The sequence below is a fragment of the Cupriavidus sp. BIS7 genome, from assembly GCF_000292345.1.
Lineage (GTDB): Bacteria > Pseudomonadota > Gammaproteobacteria > Burkholderiales > Burkholderiaceae > Cupriavidus.
This window is the reverse complement of the sequence record NZ_ALOU01000002.1, coordinates 113,112-131,119: the sequence shown is the minus strand read 5'-3', so window position 1 is coordinate 131,119 and position 18,008 is coordinate 113,112. Positions and strand designations below refer to the sequence as shown.

Sequence of the window (18,008 nt, the reverse complement as noted above, 5' to 3'; positions counted from 1 at the left end):
CGCGGGAGAGGGGAGCAACCAGAGCGTATTGCTACCCCTTCAGCGCCTGCTCAACGGCCCGCGACGCCAGTACCGGAATCAGGTGCGCGCGATACTCCGCTGACGCATGCAGGTCCGCGTTGAGGCCGGACGGGTCCATCTTCACCGCGCGGGCGGCAGCCGGCGTGAAGCTGGCCACCAGCGCCTGTTCCAGCGCCGGGGCGCGGAACACGCTATCGGCAGCGCCGGTAACGGCCACGCGCACGGTCTTGCCGGTGCGCGCGACCATCACGCCAACCAGCGCGAAGCGCGAGGCCGGGTTGCGGAACTTGATGTAGGCGGCCTGATCGGGCGAGGGGAAGCGCACCGCCGTGATCAGCTCGTCTGGTTCCAGCGCCGTTTCATAGAGCCCTTTGAAGAAGTCGTCCGCGGCGATTGTGCGGCGGTCGGTGACGACCGTCGCGTTCAGGCCGAGCACCGCGGCGGGATAGTCCGCCGCGGGGTCGTCGTTGGCAAGCGACCCGCCGATCGTCCCCATCGCGCGCACCTGCCGGTCGCCGATGCCGTTGGCCAGCGCCGCCAGCGCCGGAATGCGGCGCATGACGTCGGGGTTGGCCGCCACATCGGCATGGCGCGTTGCCGCGCCGATCACCAGCTCGTCGCCTTCTACTTGAATCCCCACCATGCCCGGGATGCGCGACACGTCCACCAGCGTTGACGGTGCTGCCAGACGCAGCTTCATCGCGGCCAGCAGGCTTTGCCCGCCCCCCAGGAACTTGGCGTCGCCATCGGCTTTCAGCTTGGCCACGGCGGCCTTGGCATCCGTGGCGCGTTCGTACTGGAATGCATACATGTTGTGCTCTCCCGTGGTTACGCGGCGCTGGATTGCGCGGCCTGGATGGCCTGCCACACGCGGTGCGGGGTGGCAGGCATCTGCAGATCGTGTACGCCAAGCGGCGACAACGCATCGACCATGGCATTGATGAACGCGGGCGGCGACCCGATGGCGCCGGCCTCGCCGCAGCCTTTCACGCCGAGCGGGTTGTGCGTGCACGGCGTGCCGCTGGATGTCTCCACGGTGAAATCGGGCAGGTCCCCTGCGCGCGGCATCGCGTAGTCCATGTAGGAGCCGGTCAGCAACTGGCCGCTTTCCGGATCGTAGATGCACTGTTCGAGCATCGCCTGGCCCAGGCCCTGGCCGATGCCGCCATGCACCTGGCCTTCGACGATCATCGGGTTGATCACGTTGCCGAAGTCATCCACGGCGGTGAACTTGATGACCTGCGATTCGCCGGTGTCGGGGTCGACCTCGACTTCACAGATGTACGCGCCGGACGGATAGGTGAAGTTCGTCGGATCGTAGAACGCGTTCTCGTTCAGGCCCGGTTCGAGCTTGTCCAGCGGGTAGTTGTGCGGCACGTAGGCGGTCAGCGCCACCTCGCCGAACGTCTTGGTGCGATCGGTGCCGGCCACGCTGAACACGCCGTCCTTGAACTCGATGTCGGCGTCGGACGCCTCCAGCAGGTGCGCGGCGATCTTCTTGGCCTTGGCCTCGATCTTGTCGAGCGCCTTCATGATGGCCGAGCCGCCCACGGCGAGCGAGCGCGAGCCATAGGTGCCCATGCCGAACGGCACGCGGCCCGTGTCGCCATGCACGATCTCCACGGCGTCCAGTGCGATGCCAAGGCGGTCCGCCACGATCTGCGCGAACGTGGTTTCGTGGCCTTGCCCGTGGCTGTGCGACCCGGTGAACACCGTGACCGTGCCGGTCGGATGCACGCGGATTTCGCCAACCTCGAATAGCCCCGCACGCGCGCCCAGTGCCCCGGCGATATTCGACGGCGCCAGCCCGCACGCCTCGATGTAGCACGAGTAGCCAAGCCCGCGCAGCTTGCCGCGCTGCTTCGCGGCTTCACGCCGGGCCGGGAAGCCCGCCACATCGGCCAGTTCCTCGGCACGCGCCAGGCAAGGCTCGTAGTCGCCGGTGTCGTAGGTCAGTCCGACCGGGGTCGCATACGGGAAGCTGCGAATGAAGTTCTTGCGGCGCAGCGTGGCCGGATCGACGTTGGTCTCGCGCGCGGCCGCTTCCACCAGCCGCTCGACGACGTAGGTGGCCTCGGGGCGTCCCGCGCCGCGATAGGCATCGACGGGCGATGTATTGGTGAACACCGCCTTGACCTCGGCGTAGATAGCAGGCGTGGTGTACTGGCCGGCCAGCAGTGTTGCGTAGAGGATTGTCGGCACGCTGCTGGCAAACGTGGACAGGTACGCGCCCATGTTGGCGATCGTGTGCACGCGCATGGCCAGGAACTTGCCGTCAGCGTCGAGCGCGAGTTCGGCCTTGGTGACGTGATCGCGGCCATGGGCATCGGTCAGGAACGACTCGGAGCGTTCGGCGGTCCACTTGATCGGCCGGCCCACCTTCTTCGAGGCCCAGGTCAGCGCCACGTCTTCCGGATACAGGAAGATCTTCGAGCCGAAGCCGCCGCCAACGTCCGGCGCGATGATGCGCAGCCGCGACTCGGGCAGGCCCAGCACGAACGCGCCCATCAGCAGCCGTTCGACGTGAGGGTTCTGGTTGGCCACGTAGACCGTGTAGCTGTCGTCCTGGCGCGTGTAACTTGCGTTGACCGCGCGCGGCTCGATCGCATTCGGGATCAGCCGGTTGTTGACGATCTCCAGCGTGGTCACGTGCGCCGCCTTGGCGAACGCGGCGTCGGTGGCAGCCTTGTCGCCGTGGCCCCACACGTAGCTGGTGTTGGCCGGTACATCGTCATGGACGAGTGACGATGCAGATGCGGCATCGGCCAGGCTGACCACGGCCGGCAGTTCCTCGTAGTCGACGTCGATCTTCTCGGAGGCGTCGCGCGCCTGCTGCAGCGTTTCGGCGACGACCAGCGCCACCTGGTCGCCCACGTGGCGCACTTTGCCGTGCGCGAGCGCGGGGTGGGGCGGCTCTTTCATCGGCGAGCCGTCGATGCTGTGGATCAGCCAGCCGCAGGGCAGGCCGCCAACCTTGTCGGCTGCCATGTCATCGCCGGTCAACACGGCGATCACGCCGGGCGACGCGAGTGCCTCGGCCGTGTCGATCGATCTGATGCGCGCGTGCGCATGCGGCGAGCGCAGGAAATAGCCGTAGCTCTGGCGCGGCAGCACGACGTCGTCGGTGTACTGGCCGTTGCCGGTCAGGAATCGGTAGTCTTCCTTGCGGCGGACCGGCGAGCCGATCAGCGGCTGCTTGTCGGGTGCGTTCATTGCCGGTCTCCTTATTCCGCGCTGGCCGTGGTGCCATGCATCGCCGCCTGGCCTTGCTGCACCGCGCGCACGATGTTGTGATAGCCGGTGCAGCGGCACAGGTTGCCTTCGAGCTGGTCGCGAATGGCCTGCGCATCGGCGTTCGGGCGTTCCTTGAGCAGCGCCGTGGCGGCCATCACCATGCCCGGCGTGCAGAAGCCGCATTGCAGGCCATGGCATTCACGGAACGCCTGCTGCACGGGATGCATCTCGCCGTCGGTGGCCAGGCCTTCGATCGTCGTCACGCTGGCGCCGTCCACCTGCACCGCGAGCACATTGCAGGACTTCACCGCACGGCCATCCAGATGGACGGTGCAGGCGCCGCACTGGGCGGTGTCGCAGCCAACGTGCGTGCCGGTGAGGCGCAGATGTTCGCGCAGGAACTGGACCAGAAGGGTGTGAGGTTCGACCTGGGCGTCAACGGGCTTGCCATTGACCGTCAGGCGGATCGGAATCGCCATGCTTGTCTCCATGTGGGTGGTGCGCGCATGGCCAGCTCCGCCAATCCCGATTCACTGCGTGGGACTAGCCACGACGCGGTACTGCCGCTTGGTTGAGACGGCTATTTCGTGATATTGGTGCTGCCGGGTTTGCCCGGTTTGCGAAAGCGTGTGAACGATTGGACGCAACAGGCCCTCTCAGTAAATCACAAAACATTGGGTGCTGCCATGCGGGTTCCCCTGCAAGTCCCGGCCCTACGTTCCCTAGCGCATGGAAGCCTTCATTAGCTGGCTGTTCGAGACCCTGGCCCTCCCGACGGTGGGGTTGCCGGCCATTTTCGTGGTCAGCCTGGTGTCGGCCACGCTGTTGCCGCTTGGCTCGGAGCCGGCCGTCTTCGGCTACATCAAGCTCAATCCGGACATGTTCTGGCCGGCCGTGCTGGTTGCCACGCTCGGCAACACGATTGGCGGCGCCATCGACTGGTGGATGGGGTATGCGGCCAAGCTGGCGCTGGTGCGCTACCGGCTGCGGCGCCAGCATCGGCTGCACGAGCGGGAACACGAGCTGCGCCTGGAGCACCCGAAAAAGGCCAGCAAGCCCAAGCTCGACGCCAAGTACTTCCGCTGGATGCGCCGCTGGGGGCCGCCCACGATGCTCGTGTCGTGGCTTCCTGGTATTGGTGATCCATTGTGCACTTTGGCGGGGTGGCTGCGCATGCCGTTCTGGCCCAGCGTGGGCTATATGGCAATCGGCAAGTTCCTGCGCTATCTGGCCATGACGGGCAGCCTGATGTGGATTCCTGACTCGTTCTGGCACAGCGTGGGGCAGTTTCTCCATCGGCTGTTCTGAGGCTTTATCGCCCCGGCATGCCCCGAATGGCCTGAAAACGAAGAGATCCCTGACAAATCCAAGGGTTATCGGGGGTTTTAGGGGTTGTTGCAGCGCGGCAAACATGGGCGTTGAAGTACAATTGCCCTTTAATGACGAAATCGCGCACCGTCCCCGTGCGCAGCAGGAAGCGGTCCCGCCATGAACGCCCCACTCGTGCTCGATGCCAAGCTCGCCGCCCAGGACGCACCCCCGCGCCTGCGTGAGATCCCCTATAACTACACGTCATTTTCGGATCGCGAGATCGTTATCCGGCTATTGGGCGAGGAAGCCTGGCGCATCCTGGACGAACTCCGCGGCGAACGCCGCACCGGCCGTTCGGCGCGCATGCTCTACGAGGTGCTCGGCGATATCTGGGTGGTGCGCCGCAACCCGTACCTGCAGGACGACCTGCTCGAGAACCCCAAGCGCCGCCAGATGTTGGTCAGCGCGCTGCACCACCGGTTGAACGAGATCGAGAAGCGCCGCGCGGCCGACCGCGCCGAGCATGCCGAACCGGCCGCCGAGGACCGCTCGCATCGCGTGGAGCAGCTCGTGGCGTTCGCCAAGCAGGCGATCGAGGACTTCAAGCAGGAGTTCGCCGACGCATACGCGCTGCGCAAGCGCGCCCAGCGCGTGCTTGGCAAGGTTACGGAGCACGACAACATCAAGTTCGACGGCCTGTCGCGCGTCTCGCACGTGACCGACGCCACCGACTGGCGCGTCGAGTACCCGTTCGTGGTGCTGACCCCGGACACCGAGGAAGAGATCGCCGGGCTGGTCAAGGGCTGCTTCGAGCTTGGCCTGACCATCATCCCGCGCGGAGGCGGCACCGGCTATACCGGCGGCGCCGTGCCGCTGACGCCGTTCTCGGCCGTCATCAATACCGAAAAGCTGGAGCAGCTTGGCGAGGTCGAACTGACCGACCTGCCCGGCGTGTCGCGCAAGGTCTCGACGATCTTCTCGGGCGCTGGCGTGGTCACGCGCCGCGTGGCCGATGCCGCGGACAAGGCTGGCCTGGTGTTCGCAGTGGACCCGACCTCGATCGATGCGTCGTGCATCGGCGGCAACGTGGCGATGAACGCGGGCGGCAAGAAGGCCGTGCTGTGGGGGACCGCGCTGGACAACCTGGCGTGGTGGCGCATGGTCGATCCCGAGGGCAACTGGCTCGAGATCACGCGCATGGACCACAACCTCGGCAAGATCCACGAGGTGCCGGTGGCCACGTTCGAACTGAAGTGGTCGGACGGCAATCGCAAGCCCGGCGAGAAGGTGCTGCGCACCGAGACGCTGGCCATCGAAGGCCGCAAGTTCCGCAAGGAAGGCCTGGGCAAGGACGTTACCGACAAGTTCCTGGCCGGCCTGCCTGGCGTGCAGAAGGAAGGTTGCGACGGCATCATCACCAGCGCGCGCTGGATCCTGCATCGCATGCCCAAGCACATGCGCACGGTCTGCCTGGAGTTCTTCGGCCAGCCGCGCGACGCCATCCCGAGCATCGTCGAGATCAAGGACTACCTCGACGGCGAGTCGAAGCGCGAGGGCGGTGCCATCCTGGCCGGTCTTGAGCATCTGGACGAGCGCTACCTGCGCGCGGTGGGCTATGCCACCAAGAGCAAGCGCAATGCGTTCCCGAAGATGGTGCTGATTGGCGATATCGTCGGCGACGACGAGGACGCCGTGGCCCGCGCCACCTCGGAAGTGATCCGCATGGCCAACGGCAAGAGCGGCGAAGGCTTTATCGCCGTGAGCCCGGAGGCCCGCAAGAAGTTCTGGCTCGACCGTTCGCGCACCGCTGCCATCGCGCGCCACACCAACGCCTTCAAGATCAACGAAGACGTGGTGATCCCGCTGCCGCGCATGGGCGAGTACACCGACGGCATCGAACGCATCAACATCGAGCTGTCGATCAAGAACAAGCTCAAGCTGACCGACGAGCTTGAAGCGTTCTTCGCGCGCGGCAACCTGCCGCTGGGCCGCAGCGACGACGCCAACGAAATTCCGAGCGCCGAACTGCTGGAAGACCGCGTGCAGCACGCGCTGACGCTGCTGCGCGAGATCCGCGGACGCTGGCGCTATCTGCAGGACCACCTGGACATGCCGCTGGCCACCGCGCGCGCGGCATTGATCGGGCATGGCCTGGGCCTGCTGGGTCCGGCATTCGAACAGCGCCTGCAGACGCAGCCCGATGCCTCGGTGTTCCACCTGCTGCAGGACCGTACCATCCGGGTAAGCTGGAAGAACGAGATCCGCGCCGAACTGCGCAAGATCTTCAATGGCGGCGAATTCAAGCCGATCCTCGACGAAGCGCAGAAGATCCACAAGCAGGTGCTGCGTGGCCGCGTTTTCGTGGCGCTGCACATGCACGCGGGTGACGGCAACGTCCACACGAACATCCCCGTGAACTCGGACGACTACGACATGCTGCAGGACGCGCACCGCGCGGTGGCCCGCATCATGACGCTGGCGCGTTCACTGGACGGCGTCATTTCGGGTGAGCATGGCATCGGCATCACCAAGCTCGAGTTCCTGACCGAGTCCGAGATCGCCGAATTCCGCGACTACAAGCAGCGCGTGGACCCGCAGGGCCGCTTCAACAAGGGCAAGCTGCTGCCGGGCGCCGATCTGCGCAATGCCTACACGCCGTCGTTCGGCCTGATGGGGCATGAGTCGATCATCATGCAGCAGAGCGACATCGGCGCGATTGCCGAGAGCGTCAAGGACTGCCTGCGCTGCGGCAAGTGCAAGCCCGTGTGCGCCACGCATGTGCCGCGCGCTAACCTGCTGTACAGCCCGCGCAACAAGATCCTGGCAACCTCGCTGCTGATCGAGGCATTCCTGTACGAAGAGCAGACGCGCCGTGGCGTGTCGATCAAGCACTGGGACGAATTCTCGGACGTGGCCGACCACTGCACGGTGTGCCACAAGTGCGTGACGCCTTGCCCGGTCAAGATCGACTTCGGCGACGTGTCGATGAACATGCGCAACCTGCTGCGCAAGATGGGCCAGAAGAAGTTCAACCCGGGCACTGCCGCGTCGATGTTCTTCCTGAACGCGACCAACCCGCAGACGATCAACATGACCCGTGCGGCCATGATCGGCTGGGGCTACAAGGCGCAGCGGCTGGGCAACGAACTGCTCAAGAAGTTCGCGAAGAAGCAGACCCAGCATCCCCCGGCAACGGTCGGCAAGCCGCCCGTGCAGGAGCAGGTGATTCACTTCATCAACAAGAAGATGCCGGGCAACCTGCCCAAGAAGACGGCGCGCGCGCTGCTCGACATCGAGGACAACGAGATCGTGCCGATCATCCGCGACCCGAAGCTGACCACGGCCGAAACGGAAGCCGTGTTCTACTTCCCGGGCTGCGGCTCGGAGCGGCTGTTTTCGCAGGTGGGGCTGGCCACGCAGGCCATGCTCTGGCACGTGGGCGTGCAGACCGTGCTGCCGCCGGGCTACCTGTGCTGCGGCTACCCGCAGCGCGGCGCCGGCCAGTACGACAAGGCCGAGAAGATGGTCAGCGACAACCGCGTGCTGTTCCACCGCGTGGCCAATACGCTGAACTACCTCGACATCAAGACCGTGGTGGTCAGCTGCGGCACGTGCTACGACCAGCTCGCCGGGTATGAGTTCGACAAGATCTTCCCGGGCTGCCGCATCATCGACATCCACGAGTACCTGCTCGAGAAGGGCGTGAAGCTTGAGGGTGTGACCGGCACGCGCTACATGTACCACGATCCGTGCCACACGCCGATCAAGACGATGGACCCGACCAAGCTGGTCAACGACCTGATGGGCGGCAACCAGGGCGGCGGCAAGATCGAAAAGAACGAGCGCTGCTGCGGTGAATCTGGCACGCTGGCCGTGACGCGCCCGGATATCTCTACGCAGGTCCGCTTCCGCAAGGAAGAGGAAATGCGCAAGGGTGCCGACAAGCTGCGCGCCGACAACTTCGGCGGCGACGTCAAGATCCTGACAAGCTGCCCGTCGTGCCTGCAGGGTTTGTCGCGCTACAACGAGGATGCATCGGTGACCGCCGACTACATCGTCGTGGAAATGGCAAAGCATCTGCTTGGCGAAAACTGGCTGCCGGAGTACGTGGCGAAGGCCAATGCGGGTGGCATTGAGCGGGTGTTGGTTTAAACCGCTGCCCGTAAATGTGCGCTCCCCTCTCCCATGAAATGGGAGAGGGGTGGGGGAGAGGGTATTGAGGTTCCAGTTACGACTTGTCGCGGATAGAACCGCCGCGCCCTCTCCCCCAACCCCTCTCCCGCGCGCGGGAGAGGGGAGTCAAAACGATCTTAATTTTCTCCCATGACCCGACTCTCCAACTGCCCCCTCTGCGCAGCCGATGGCGGAGAACTCGTCTGGATGGGCGACCGCGCACGCGTCATCCTGGTCGAGCACGACCGCTTTCCCGGTTTCTGCCGCGTGATCTGGAACGACCATGTGGCCGAGCTGACCGATCTGGACGAGCACGACCAGGCCTGGCTGATGCGGCTGGTGGCGCGCGTGGAGCGGATCGTGCGCGAGGTGATGGCCCCGGACAAGGTCAACCTGGCTGCCTTCGGCAACATGGTGCCGCACCTGCACTGGCATATCATCCCGCGCTACCGCTGGGACACGCATTTCCCCGAAGCCATCTGGGCCGCGCCTCAGCGGGCGGCCGACCCGACGCGCATCGCCGACCTGGCCGGCCGGCTGCCGGCGCTGCGGGCGGCACTTTCGGCGCTCGATTCCTCTGACTGAACAACCACCCGGCACGGCGTCTTGCCACCTTGGTAAAGTGCCGTGACAGTCTGGTGCGGAACCCACCGTTGCGTAGGTGCGTCTGACACCAGTCGAACAACAACATGCCTGCCGGTGGTTTTCGCGGCGGGCCATTCCGGGCGCTCCTCATGTCCACCACACCGTCATCCGTCATCGTGCCCGGCCCGGCAGTACCGGCCAAGGCACTCAAAGACCAGAGCCGGCTGCGCCTGGCCGCCACCTGGGCGCTGATCAAGCCTTACTGGAGTTCGGAGGACCGCAAGGCCGGCCTGGGCCTGCTGACGCTGGTTGTGGCGCTGAACCTGGGCATCGTCTACATCAACGTGCTGCTCAACGAGTGGAACCGCGTGTTCTACAACGCCATCGAGCAGCGCGACTTCGTTTCCTTCAAGGCCCTGCTGTTGCGATTTTCGTGGATAGCCGCCTGCTTCATCGTGCTGGCGATCTCGCGCCAGTACTACCAGATGATGCTGCAGATGCGCTGGCGCACCTGGATGACCGGCAAGTTCATGCAGCGCTGGCTCGGCCACCAGGCCTACTACCGCATCGAGCAGACCCACTCGACCGACAACCCCGACCAGCGTCTTGCGGACGACCTGCGCCAGTTCACGGACGGCGCGCTGACCCTTTCCATGGGCCTGCTCAACTCGGTGGTCACGCTGGTCTCGTTCATCGGCATCCTGTGGGTGGTATCGGGCCCGATCAGTCTTGCGCTCGGCGGGTCGGAACTGACCGTTCCGGGCTATATGGTCTGGTTCGCGATCGGGTACGCGGTAGTCGGCTCGCTGATTACCCACTTCGTCGGGCGGCCGCTGATCGGCCTGTCGTTCCAGCAGGAACAGTACGAGGCAAACTTCCGTTTCATGCTGGTGCGCCTGCGCGAGAACAGCGAGCCGGTGGCGCTCTATCGCGGCGAGCCGACCGAGCAGGCCGGCCTGCGCGCACGCTTCGAACGGATCCGGGCCAACTGGAACCAGCTCATGCGCTATACGCGGCGCCTGACATTCGTGAACTCGGGCTATGGCCAGTTCGCCATCATCTTCCCGCTGCTGGTGGCCGCACCGCGCTATTTCTCGGGCAAGCTGACGCTGGGCGGGCTCATGCAGATCAACTCGGCGTTCGGGCAGGTGCAGGGCGCACTGTCATGGTTCGTCGACAGCTATGCCACGCTGGTTGGCTGGAAGGCCGCCGCGAACCGTCTGATCGACTTCCAGGAAGCGATGCGCGTGGCCGAGCGGCAGGACCGTGCCCACGAAGGCCCGGGCGACATCGAGGTGGAGCAGGCCTCCGACAAGACCGACAACAACATCACGATCACGGGCCTGGGCCTGGCGCTGCCCGTGCGCGGCGGATTCAGCCCCGATGATGCAGGTGTCGATCCGCTCAAGCATCCGGGGCAGCGCCCGCTCGTGGCGCCATTCTCGCTGTCGATTTCGCCGGGCGAGCGCTGGCTCGTCAACGGCCCCTCCGGCTGCGGCAAGAGCGTGCTGTTCCGTGCGCTGGCCGGCATCTGGCCCTATGGCCAGGGCCGCATCACGGTGCCGCACAAGCGCATGCTGTTCCTGCCGCAACGCAGTTACCTGCCGATCGGCACGCTTGCAGACGCGTTGTCCTATCCAGACGCCGGTAACGCCCATTCGCGCGATGCGCTGGCCAACGTCCTTCAGCAGGCCCGCCTTGGCATGCTGATCAAGCATCTCGACGTGTTCGACAACTGGTCGTTGCGGCTGTCGCCGGGCGAGCAGCAGCGGCTGGCCTTTGCGCGCGCGCTGCTGCAGAAGCCGGACTACCTGTTCCTGGATGAAGCGACAAGCGCGCTCGACGAGGAAACCGAAGGCGAGATGTACCGGCTGATGGTGGAGGCGCTGCCGCACGCGGCGATCGTCAGCATTGCGCACCGCAGTACCGTGGCCGCGTTCCATGGCCGTCGCCTGCGCTACCTGCCGGTTGGCAACGCCCTGGACGAAAGCGGGGGCGGTCCGCAGGATGGGCAATTGGAGGGCGGTGGAGTAAGCTATCGGGTCGTACAAGACGCGTGACGGCGCCGTCGTGGCCGGCCTCGCTCCAGTGGCGAAGGGCGGCCCGGGAACGGTGTCGTGCACTTCATCATGGCTGGCCTCGAAAAAGATACCCCTCATCCCACCGCACTGACCGTGCACACGCAATCGCGTGTGCTCGAAATCGGCTTCGATAACGGCCGCACCTGGCGGCTGCCGTTCGAGTTGTTGCGCGTATACTCGCCTTCCGCCGAAGTCCAGGGCCACGGCCCGGGGCAGGAAACGCTGCAGACCGGCAAGCGCGATGTTGGCGTCGCGGCGGTGGAGCCCGTGGGCAATTACGCGATCCTGATCCGCTTCGACGATGGCCACGACACCGGCATTTATTCGTGGGAACTGTTGTACCGGCTGGGCGACCAGCAGGATGCGCTGTGGGCGGATTACCTGAAGCGTCTGGAAGACGCGGGGCTGGACCGTGATGCGCCGATGGCGCTGGCCGGCGGCCACGCCTGTGGCCATCACCATTGATTTGAACGAGTTCTGGAGTCCGAGAGATGAGCGAAACCCACTTCGGGTTCGAGAAGGTCGACGAAGCGGAGAAGGCTGGCAAGGTGGCTGGCGTTTTCCATTCGGTGGCCAGCAAGTACGACGTGATGAACGACCTGATGTCCGGTGGCATGCACCGGCTCTGGAAAGTGTTCACGATTGCCCAGGCCAATGTGCGCCCGGGCCAGAAGGTGCTGGACATCGCTGGCGGCACCGGCGATCTGGCCAAGGCCTTCGCGAAACAGGCCGGCCCCACGGGCCAAGTCTGGCTGACCGACATCAATGAATCGATGCTGCGCGTGGGCCGCGACCGCCTGCTCGACAAGGGCATCGCGACGCCGGTGGCGCTTTGCGACGCCGAGAAGATCCCGTTCCCGGACAACTACTTCGACCTCGTCACCGTGGCATTCGGCCTGCGCAACATGACGCACAAGGACGCCGCGCTGGCCGAGATGCGCCGCGTGGTCAAGCCGGGCGGCAAGGTCATGGTGCTCGAGTTCTCGAAGGTCTGGAAGCCGCTCGAAAAGTTCTACGATGTCTATTCGTTCAAGGTCTTGCCGTGGTTAGGCGAGCGCGTGGCGGGGGATGCCCCTAGCTATCGGTATCTGGCCGAATCGATCAGAATGCATCCGGATCAGGGTTTGCTTGTACGCATGATGGAACAAGCTGGCCTCGAGCAGGTCGAATACTTCAATCTGACGGGCGGAGTAGTGGCGCTCCACGTCGGGAGAAAGTATTAATTCGCCATATTCGGCCAATGACTGGCCGAGAATGACTGGGGATAGCAGATAATGTCATCTTTTCGTGGAAAATTCCTGGCCATGACGCTGATCGCGACACTGGCCTTCGGGGCGGCGCTCGACGCGAACGCCAAGCGCCTGGGCGGTTCGCGCAGCGTCGGCAAGCAGTCGTCGAACGTAACGCAGCAGCGTCAGCAGGCGCCGGCGCAGCAAAATACGCCGCCGGCCCAGCAGCCGGCACAGCCGGGCCAGGCAGCACCGGCCACGGCGGGCGCCGCTGGTGCCGCCGGCGCCGCGGCCGCACCCAAGCGCAACTGGGGCGGCATGCTCGGCGGCCTGGCAGCCGGCCTGGGCATTGGCTACCTGCTTTCGCACTTCGGTCTTGGTGGCGCGGCGGCCAGCATCCTGTCCAACCTGATCCTGATTGCGCTGATCGCGTTCGTGGCAGTGTGGTTGATCCGCAAGTTCCGTGGCGGCTCCGCACGCTCGCAACAGCCGTCCTACGCGGGCATGGGTGGCAGCGCGCCGAACTACGGCGGCATGTCGCGCGATGCCGAGCCTTCGTTGCGATCGGCTGAGCCGGCCAGCTACGGCGGGGCGGCCAGCAACCCCGTGATGGGTGGCGCGGCAGCCGGCGCGGCAGCCGCGGCCGTGCAACAGCCGTGGGGCGTGCCGGCCGACTTCGACACCGAAGCGTTCCTGCGCAATGCCAAGGTCCATTACGTGCGCCTGCAGGCCGCCTGGGACGCCGGCAATCTCGACGACATCCGCGAGTTCACCACCCCGGAAATGTTTGCCGAGATCAAGATGGATCTGTCCGAGCGCGGCAATGAGGTCAACAAGACCGACGTCGTCACGCTGGAGGCTCAGTTGCTCGGTATCGAGACAACGCCGGCGCAGCACATTGCCAGCGTGCGCTTCTCGGGCATGATTCGCGAGAACGTTGGCCAGCCGGCCCAGCCGTTCGCCGAAGTCTGGAACCTGGCCAAATCGGCGTCCGGTGCCGGCGGGTGGCTGCTGGCAGGTATTCAGCAGGAATCCTGAGCGTCAATTGCGCCTGCCGCCGCATGGATCAGATAAAGCGGCGGGCGAGTAGCTTAGAATGGAGGCCCACGTACGCGTGGGCCTTTTTTTGTTTGGGCAGATTGCCTGACCCCCTGACGCCATGAACGCATTGCCGACCCCGCTGGCCGCGCCGATCGTCGCCGCACTGAATCACCTGATCGAACAGGAGCCATGGGCCTGCAGCCTGCTGGCGCCGTTTGCGGGCCGCGTGATCCGCTTTGACGCTGCGGCGTTCGCGCTGTCCCTCAAGGTCACGGAGCAGGGCGGCATCGAACAGGCACCCGAAGCCGAGGCGGCCGCCGTGACACTGCTCGTGCCGTTGCAGCAGTGGCCGCTGGTGGTTGCCGATGTTGCGGAGGGCGGACAGGCTGCCGCGATGCGTCATGTGCGGATCGATGGAGATGCCGAGCTGGCCAATGTGGTGTCGACTCTCGCGCGCAATCTGCGCTGGGATGCAGCCGAGGATCTGTCGCGCGCGCTGCGTGGCGTGATGGGTGGCCCGGTCAGCGACAGCGTGGCCCAGCGCGTGGTCGACGGCGCGCGCCAGGTGCACGAAAGCGCCACGCGAGTCGGCCGTGCCCTGCTAGACAACGTAACTGAATACCTGCTGGACGAACAACCGACGCTGGTGCGTCACACCGCGCTGGAAGCGTTCGGCAACGACGTGGCACGGCTGCGCGACGATCTGGCCCGCCTGGAAAAACGGCTGGAACGCCTGGAGCGGTCTCCGGGAGCGGGTTCCCCGGATGCACTGCCATCGGCCCATCGCTGACCTGCCCCATGTCGCTTCCTGAATATTCCGCATGACCCGCCTGCTGCGTTTCTGCAAGATCGTTTTCGTCATCCTGTACTACGGGCTCGACGAACTCGTGCTGTCCGGTTTCAAGAGCCGGCGTATCAAGTTCCTGGTCCGCATCATCACAATCGGCCGCAAGCTCGAACAGCCGCGCGGCGAGCGCCTGCGGCTGGCGCTGACCACGCTGGGCCCGATCTTCGTCAAGTTCGGCCAGGTTTTGTCCACGCGGCGCGACCTGATGCCGCCCGATATCGCCGACGAACTGGCCAAGCTGCAGGACCAGGTCCCGCCGTTCGATTCCGAAGTGGCGGTGAAGATCGTCGAGAAGTCGCTGGGGCAGCCGTTGACGCAACTGTTCGAGAATTTCGAGCGCCAACCCGTGGCCAGTGCGTCGATTGCCCAGGTGCACTTCGCCACGTTGCGTGGCGGGCCGAATCATGGCCGCGAAGTCGCCGTGAAGGTGCTGCGTCCAGGCATGCTCCCGGTGATCGACAGCGACCTTGCGCTGATGCGCGACATGGCTACCTGGCTTGAACGGGTCTGGGTCGATGGCCGGCGGCTCAAGCCTCGCGAGGTGGTGGCCGAGTTTGACAAGTATCTGCATGACGAACTCGACCTGATGATCGAGGCCGCCAATGCCAGCCAGTTGCGCCGCAACTTCGCCGATAGCGAGTTGCTGTGCGTGCCGGAGGTGTTCTGGGACTGGTGCACCAGCAACGTGTTCACGATGGAGCGGATGCACGGCATCCCGATCTCGCGTACCGAATCGCTGAAGGCGGCGGGCGTGGACATGCACAAGCTGGCGGAAGAGGGCGTCGAGATCTTCTTCACGCAGGTGTTCCGCGACGGCTTCTTCCACGCCGACATGCACCCGGGCAACATCCTGGTCTCGGTCAAGCCCGAGACGTTTGGCCGCTATATCGCGCTCGACTTCGGCATCGTGGGCGCGCTGTCCGAATTCGACAAAAACTACCTGGCGCAGAACTTCATTGCCTTTTTCCGGCGCGACTACCACCGTGTGGCGCTGCTTCACGTGGAATCGGGCTGGGTGCCGCCCGAGACCCGTGTCGAGGAACTCGAGTCTGCCGTGCGCGCGTGCTGCGAGCCGTATTTCGACAAGCCGCTGCGCGAGATCTCGCTTGGCATGGTGCTGATGCGGCTGTTCCAGACTTCGCGCCGCTTCAACGTCGAAATCCAGCCGCAGCTCGTGCTGTTGCAGAAGACGCTGCTCAATATCGAAGGTCTGGGCCGCCAGCTCGACCCCGATCTCGACCTCTGGAAAACCGCCAAGCCGTTCCTGGAACGCTGGATGTACGAACAGGTGGGCTGGCAGGGCGCTTGGGAGCGGATCAAGGTCGAGGCGCCGCTATGGGCCAAGATGCTGCCCGACTTCCCGCGTCTGGCGCACCAGTTCCTGGAGCGCCGCGCGCTGCAGAACAGCGACGAGCAGGAGCGGCTGCTGACCCAGCTCGTGGCCGAACAGCGCCGCACCAACCGCCGGCTGTCCACGGCCCTGCTGCTGATGGGCGGATTCCTGGCCGGTATCGTGATCGTGCAGGCACTTGCCTGGGCAGGCTACTGGTAGTGTTTCTCCCCTGTTCCGCATGCGGAAGAGGGGAGTAACCGCCCATACAACACTTATGTGAACCAAGATGGGGATTTGACCGCCCCCGGGGAATTTTTTTCGCCCGAGGAATGCTGCGTCGCTATAATCCGCGTTTTGATTCGGCTACGACCGCCAAATGCCCGCCCGGGCGCCCGCGGCCCCGACCGATGAATTGGACTCCGGCCTTACCAACCCATGAGGGTGCCAGGTGCGGCCGGCTTTCGGTTTCTCGCCGCCAGGGCATTACTGGCCATTCTGGGATAAGGGCAGCGGCATGCTGATCTGGTTCGTCATCGTCTATTGGATCATCTCGGTCGGTATCGGCCTGTGGGCGGCATTGCGCGTCAAGGGCACCGCCGACTTCGCCGTGGCCGGCCGCAGCCTGCCGTTCTATATCGTCACCGCCACGGTGTTTGCCACGTGGTTCGGCTCCGAAACCGTGCTGGGCATCCCGGCCGTGTTCCTCAAGGAAGGGCTGTCAGGGGTGGTTTCCGACCCCTTCGGCTCGTCGCTCTGCCTGATCCTCGTTGGCCTGTTCTTCGCCCGGCCGCTGTACCGGATGAACCTGCTGACGATCGGCGACTACTATCACAACCGCTATGGCCGGGTGGCCGAAGTGCTGACCACGTTATGTATCGTGGTCTCGTACCTGGGCTGGGTGGCGGCACAGATCAAGGCGCTCGGGCTGGTGTTCTATACGGTGTCCGACGGCGCGCTGTCGCAGGATGCCGGCATGATGATCGGCGCGGCCAGCGTGCTGGTCTACACGCTGTTCGGCGGCATGTGGTCCGTGGCCGTGACCGACTTCATCCAGATGATCATCATCGTGGTCGGCATGCTCTATATCGGCTATGAGGTAAGCGGCCAGGCCGGTGGCGTGACGGCCGTGGTGTCGCACGCGGCGGCAGCCGGCAAGTTCGAATTCCTGCCATCGCTCGATCTGGTCCAGATCATCGGTTTCGCCGCGGCGCTGTTCACGATGATGCTCGGATCGATCCCGCAGCAGGACGTGTTCCAGCGCGTCACGTCTTCCCGCACCGAGCAGATCGCCGGGCGTGCCTCGGTGCTCGGCGGCGTGCTGTACTTCTTCTTCGCGTTCATCCCGATGTTCCTTGCCTATTCGGCCACGCTGATCGACCCGGCAATGGTCGAAAAGTACATCAACTCGGATTCGCAGCTGATCCTGCCGCAACTGATCCTGACGCATGCGCCGATGTTCGCGCAGGTGATGTTCTTCGGCGCGCTGCTCTCTGCCATCAAGAGCTGCGCCTCGGCCACGCTGCTGGCGCCGTCGGTGACGTTTGCCGAGAACATCCTGCGTCCGTACTTCCGGCACCTTTCCGACAAGCAGTTCCTGCGCGTGATGCAGGCGGTGGTGCTGGTCTTCACGACGCTGGTCACGCTGTTCGCGCTGAACTCGCACCTGTCGATCTTCCATATGGTCGAGAACGCGTACAAGGTGACGCTGGTGTCGTCGTTCGTGCCGTTGGCGTTCGGGCTGTTCTGGAAGCCGGCCACCCGCCAGGGCGGCCTGGCCGCGATCCTGCTTGGTCTGGTCTCGTGGCTGACCTGTGAATATGCGTTCGCAGATGCTGCAGTGCCGCCCCAGATGGTAGGCCTGCTGTTCTCGGTGAGCGGCATGGTATTCGGCTCGCTGCTGCCGCAATGGATCAGTGATCGCCCGCCGGTGCGTGAAGTGCACATTGCATAACTTTATGCCTTAGGGGCCTTCTGCGGACGTCTTGCGGACGTTTGCGGCCCCGAATGTCCCCTTTTCCTGCCGGTAGACACCCCGCCAACGGTTTATAATCCAAGGCTTTGCATCGTCGCGCGCCCCCTTTTTGCGCGTTTCGCCCCCGCCGGCGCTCTTGTCAATTGGCGCGGCGCTGCCATCTACCAGCATTACGTTTCAG

General features: G+C 64.9%; 13 protein-coding genes. 10 read left to right on the top strand and 3 right to left on the bottom strand.

Translation table 11 applies throughout. The features are described from left to right. Nucleotides 1-31: 31 nt before the first annotated feature. The 3 genes from B552_RS0100910 to B552_RS0100900 are packed head-to-tail and all read right to left on the bottom strand — an operon-like array spanning nt 32 to nt 3,734. A complete protein-coding gene (locus B552_RS0100910; protein WP_019447107.1) occupies nt 32-832 on the bottom strand; it encodes a xanthine dehydrogenase family protein subunit M in 801 nt (266 codons plus the stop codon). Between the two features lie 17 nt (nt 833-849). Continuing rightward, complete coding sequence (locus B552_RS0100905; RefSeq protein ID WP_019447106.1) at nt 850-3,234, bottom strand: xanthine dehydrogenase family protein molybdopterin-binding subunit; 2,385 nt, start codon at nt 3,232-3,234, stop codon at nt 850-852. Nucleotides 3,235-3,245: 11 nt separating this feature from the next. Continuing rightward, nucleotides 3,246-3,734 (bottom strand): (2Fe-2S)-binding protein, encoded by a 489-nt coding sequence (locus tag B552_RS0100900; protein WP_019447105.1) that lies wholly within the window; start codon nt 3,732-3,734, stop codon nt 3,246-3,248. A gap of 250 nt (nt 3,735-3,984) precedes the next feature. On the opposite strand from B552_RS0100900, the gene B552_RS0100895 reads away from it, so the two are divergent. The 10 genes from B552_RS0100895 (at nt 3,985) to B552_RS0100850 (ending at nt 17,806) form a co-directional block, all read left to right on the top strand. Further along, a complete protein-coding gene (locus B552_RS0100895; protein ID WP_019447104.1) occupies nt 3,985-4,563 on the top strand; it encodes a YqaA family protein in 579 nt (192 codons plus the stop codon). 180 nt (nt 4,564-4,743) lie between these two features. Then, nucleotides 4,744-8,718 (top strand): FAD/FMN-binding oxidoreductase, encoded by a 3,975-nt coding sequence (locus B552_RS0100890; RefSeq protein WP_019447103.1) that lies wholly within the window; start codon nt 4,744-4,746, stop codon nt 8,716-8,718. 171 nt (nt 8,719-8,889) lie between these two features. Continuing rightward, nucleotides 8,890-9,324, top strand: a complete 435-nt coding sequence (locus B552_RS0100885; RefSeq protein ID WP_026035166.1) for an HIT family protein — start codon at nt 8,890-8,892, stop codon at nt 9,322-9,324. A gap of 149 nt (nt 9,325-9,473) precedes the next feature. Continuing rightward, nucleotides 9,474-11,384: an ABC transporter ATP-binding protein/permease gene (locus tag B552_RS0100880; RefSeq protein ID WP_019447101.1), complete on the top strand. Its 1,911-nt coding sequence runs from the start codon at nt 9,474-9,476 to the stop codon at nt 11,382-11,384. A gap of 69 nt (nt 11,385-11,453) precedes the next feature. Further along, nucleotides 11,454-11,870, top strand: a complete 417-nt coding sequence (locus B552_RS0100875; RefSeq protein WP_019447100.1) for a DUF971 domain-containing protein — start codon at nt 11,454-11,456, stop codon at nt 11,868-11,870. Between the two features lie 26 nt (nt 11,871-11,896). Continuing rightward, on the top strand, nt 11,897-12,628 hold the full coding sequence (gene ubiE / locus B552_RS0100870; protein WP_019447099.1) for a bifunctional demethylmenaquinone methyltransferase/2-methoxy-6-polyprenyl-1,4-benzoquinol methylase UbiE: 732 nt from the start codon (nt 11,897-11,899) through the stop codon (nt 12,626-12,628). A 51-nt stretch (nt 12,629-12,679) separates the two neighbouring features. Beyond that, the gene (locus tag B552_RS0100865; RefSeq protein ID WP_026035165.1) at nt 12,680-13,672 is read left to right on the top strand and encodes a Tim44-like domain-containing protein; all 993 of its coding nucleotides are present in this window, start codon (nt 12,680-12,682) and stop codon (nt 13,670-13,672) included. 121 nt (nt 13,673-13,793) lie between these two features. After that, nucleotides 13,794-14,465: an SCP2 sterol-binding domain-containing protein gene (locus B552_RS0100860; protein WP_019447097.1), complete on the top strand. Its 672-nt coding sequence runs from the start codon at nt 13,794-13,796 to the stop codon at nt 14,463-14,465. A 31-nt stretch (nt 14,466-14,496) separates the two neighbouring features. After that, the gene (gene ubiB / locus B552_RS0100855; RefSeq protein WP_019447096.1) at nt 14,497-16,074 is read left to right on the top strand and encodes a ubiquinone biosynthesis regulatory protein kinase UbiB; all 1,578 of its coding nucleotides are present in this window, start codon (nt 14,497-14,499) and stop codon (nt 16,072-16,074) included. Between the two features lie 295 nt (nt 16,075-16,369). Further along, complete coding sequence (locus B552_RS0100850) at nt 16,370-17,806, top strand: sodium:solute symporter family protein (RefSeq protein ID WP_019447095.1); 1,437 nt, start codon at nt 16,370-16,372, stop codon at nt 17,804-17,806. The last annotated feature ends 202 nt before the right edge of the window (nt 17,807-18,008 follow it).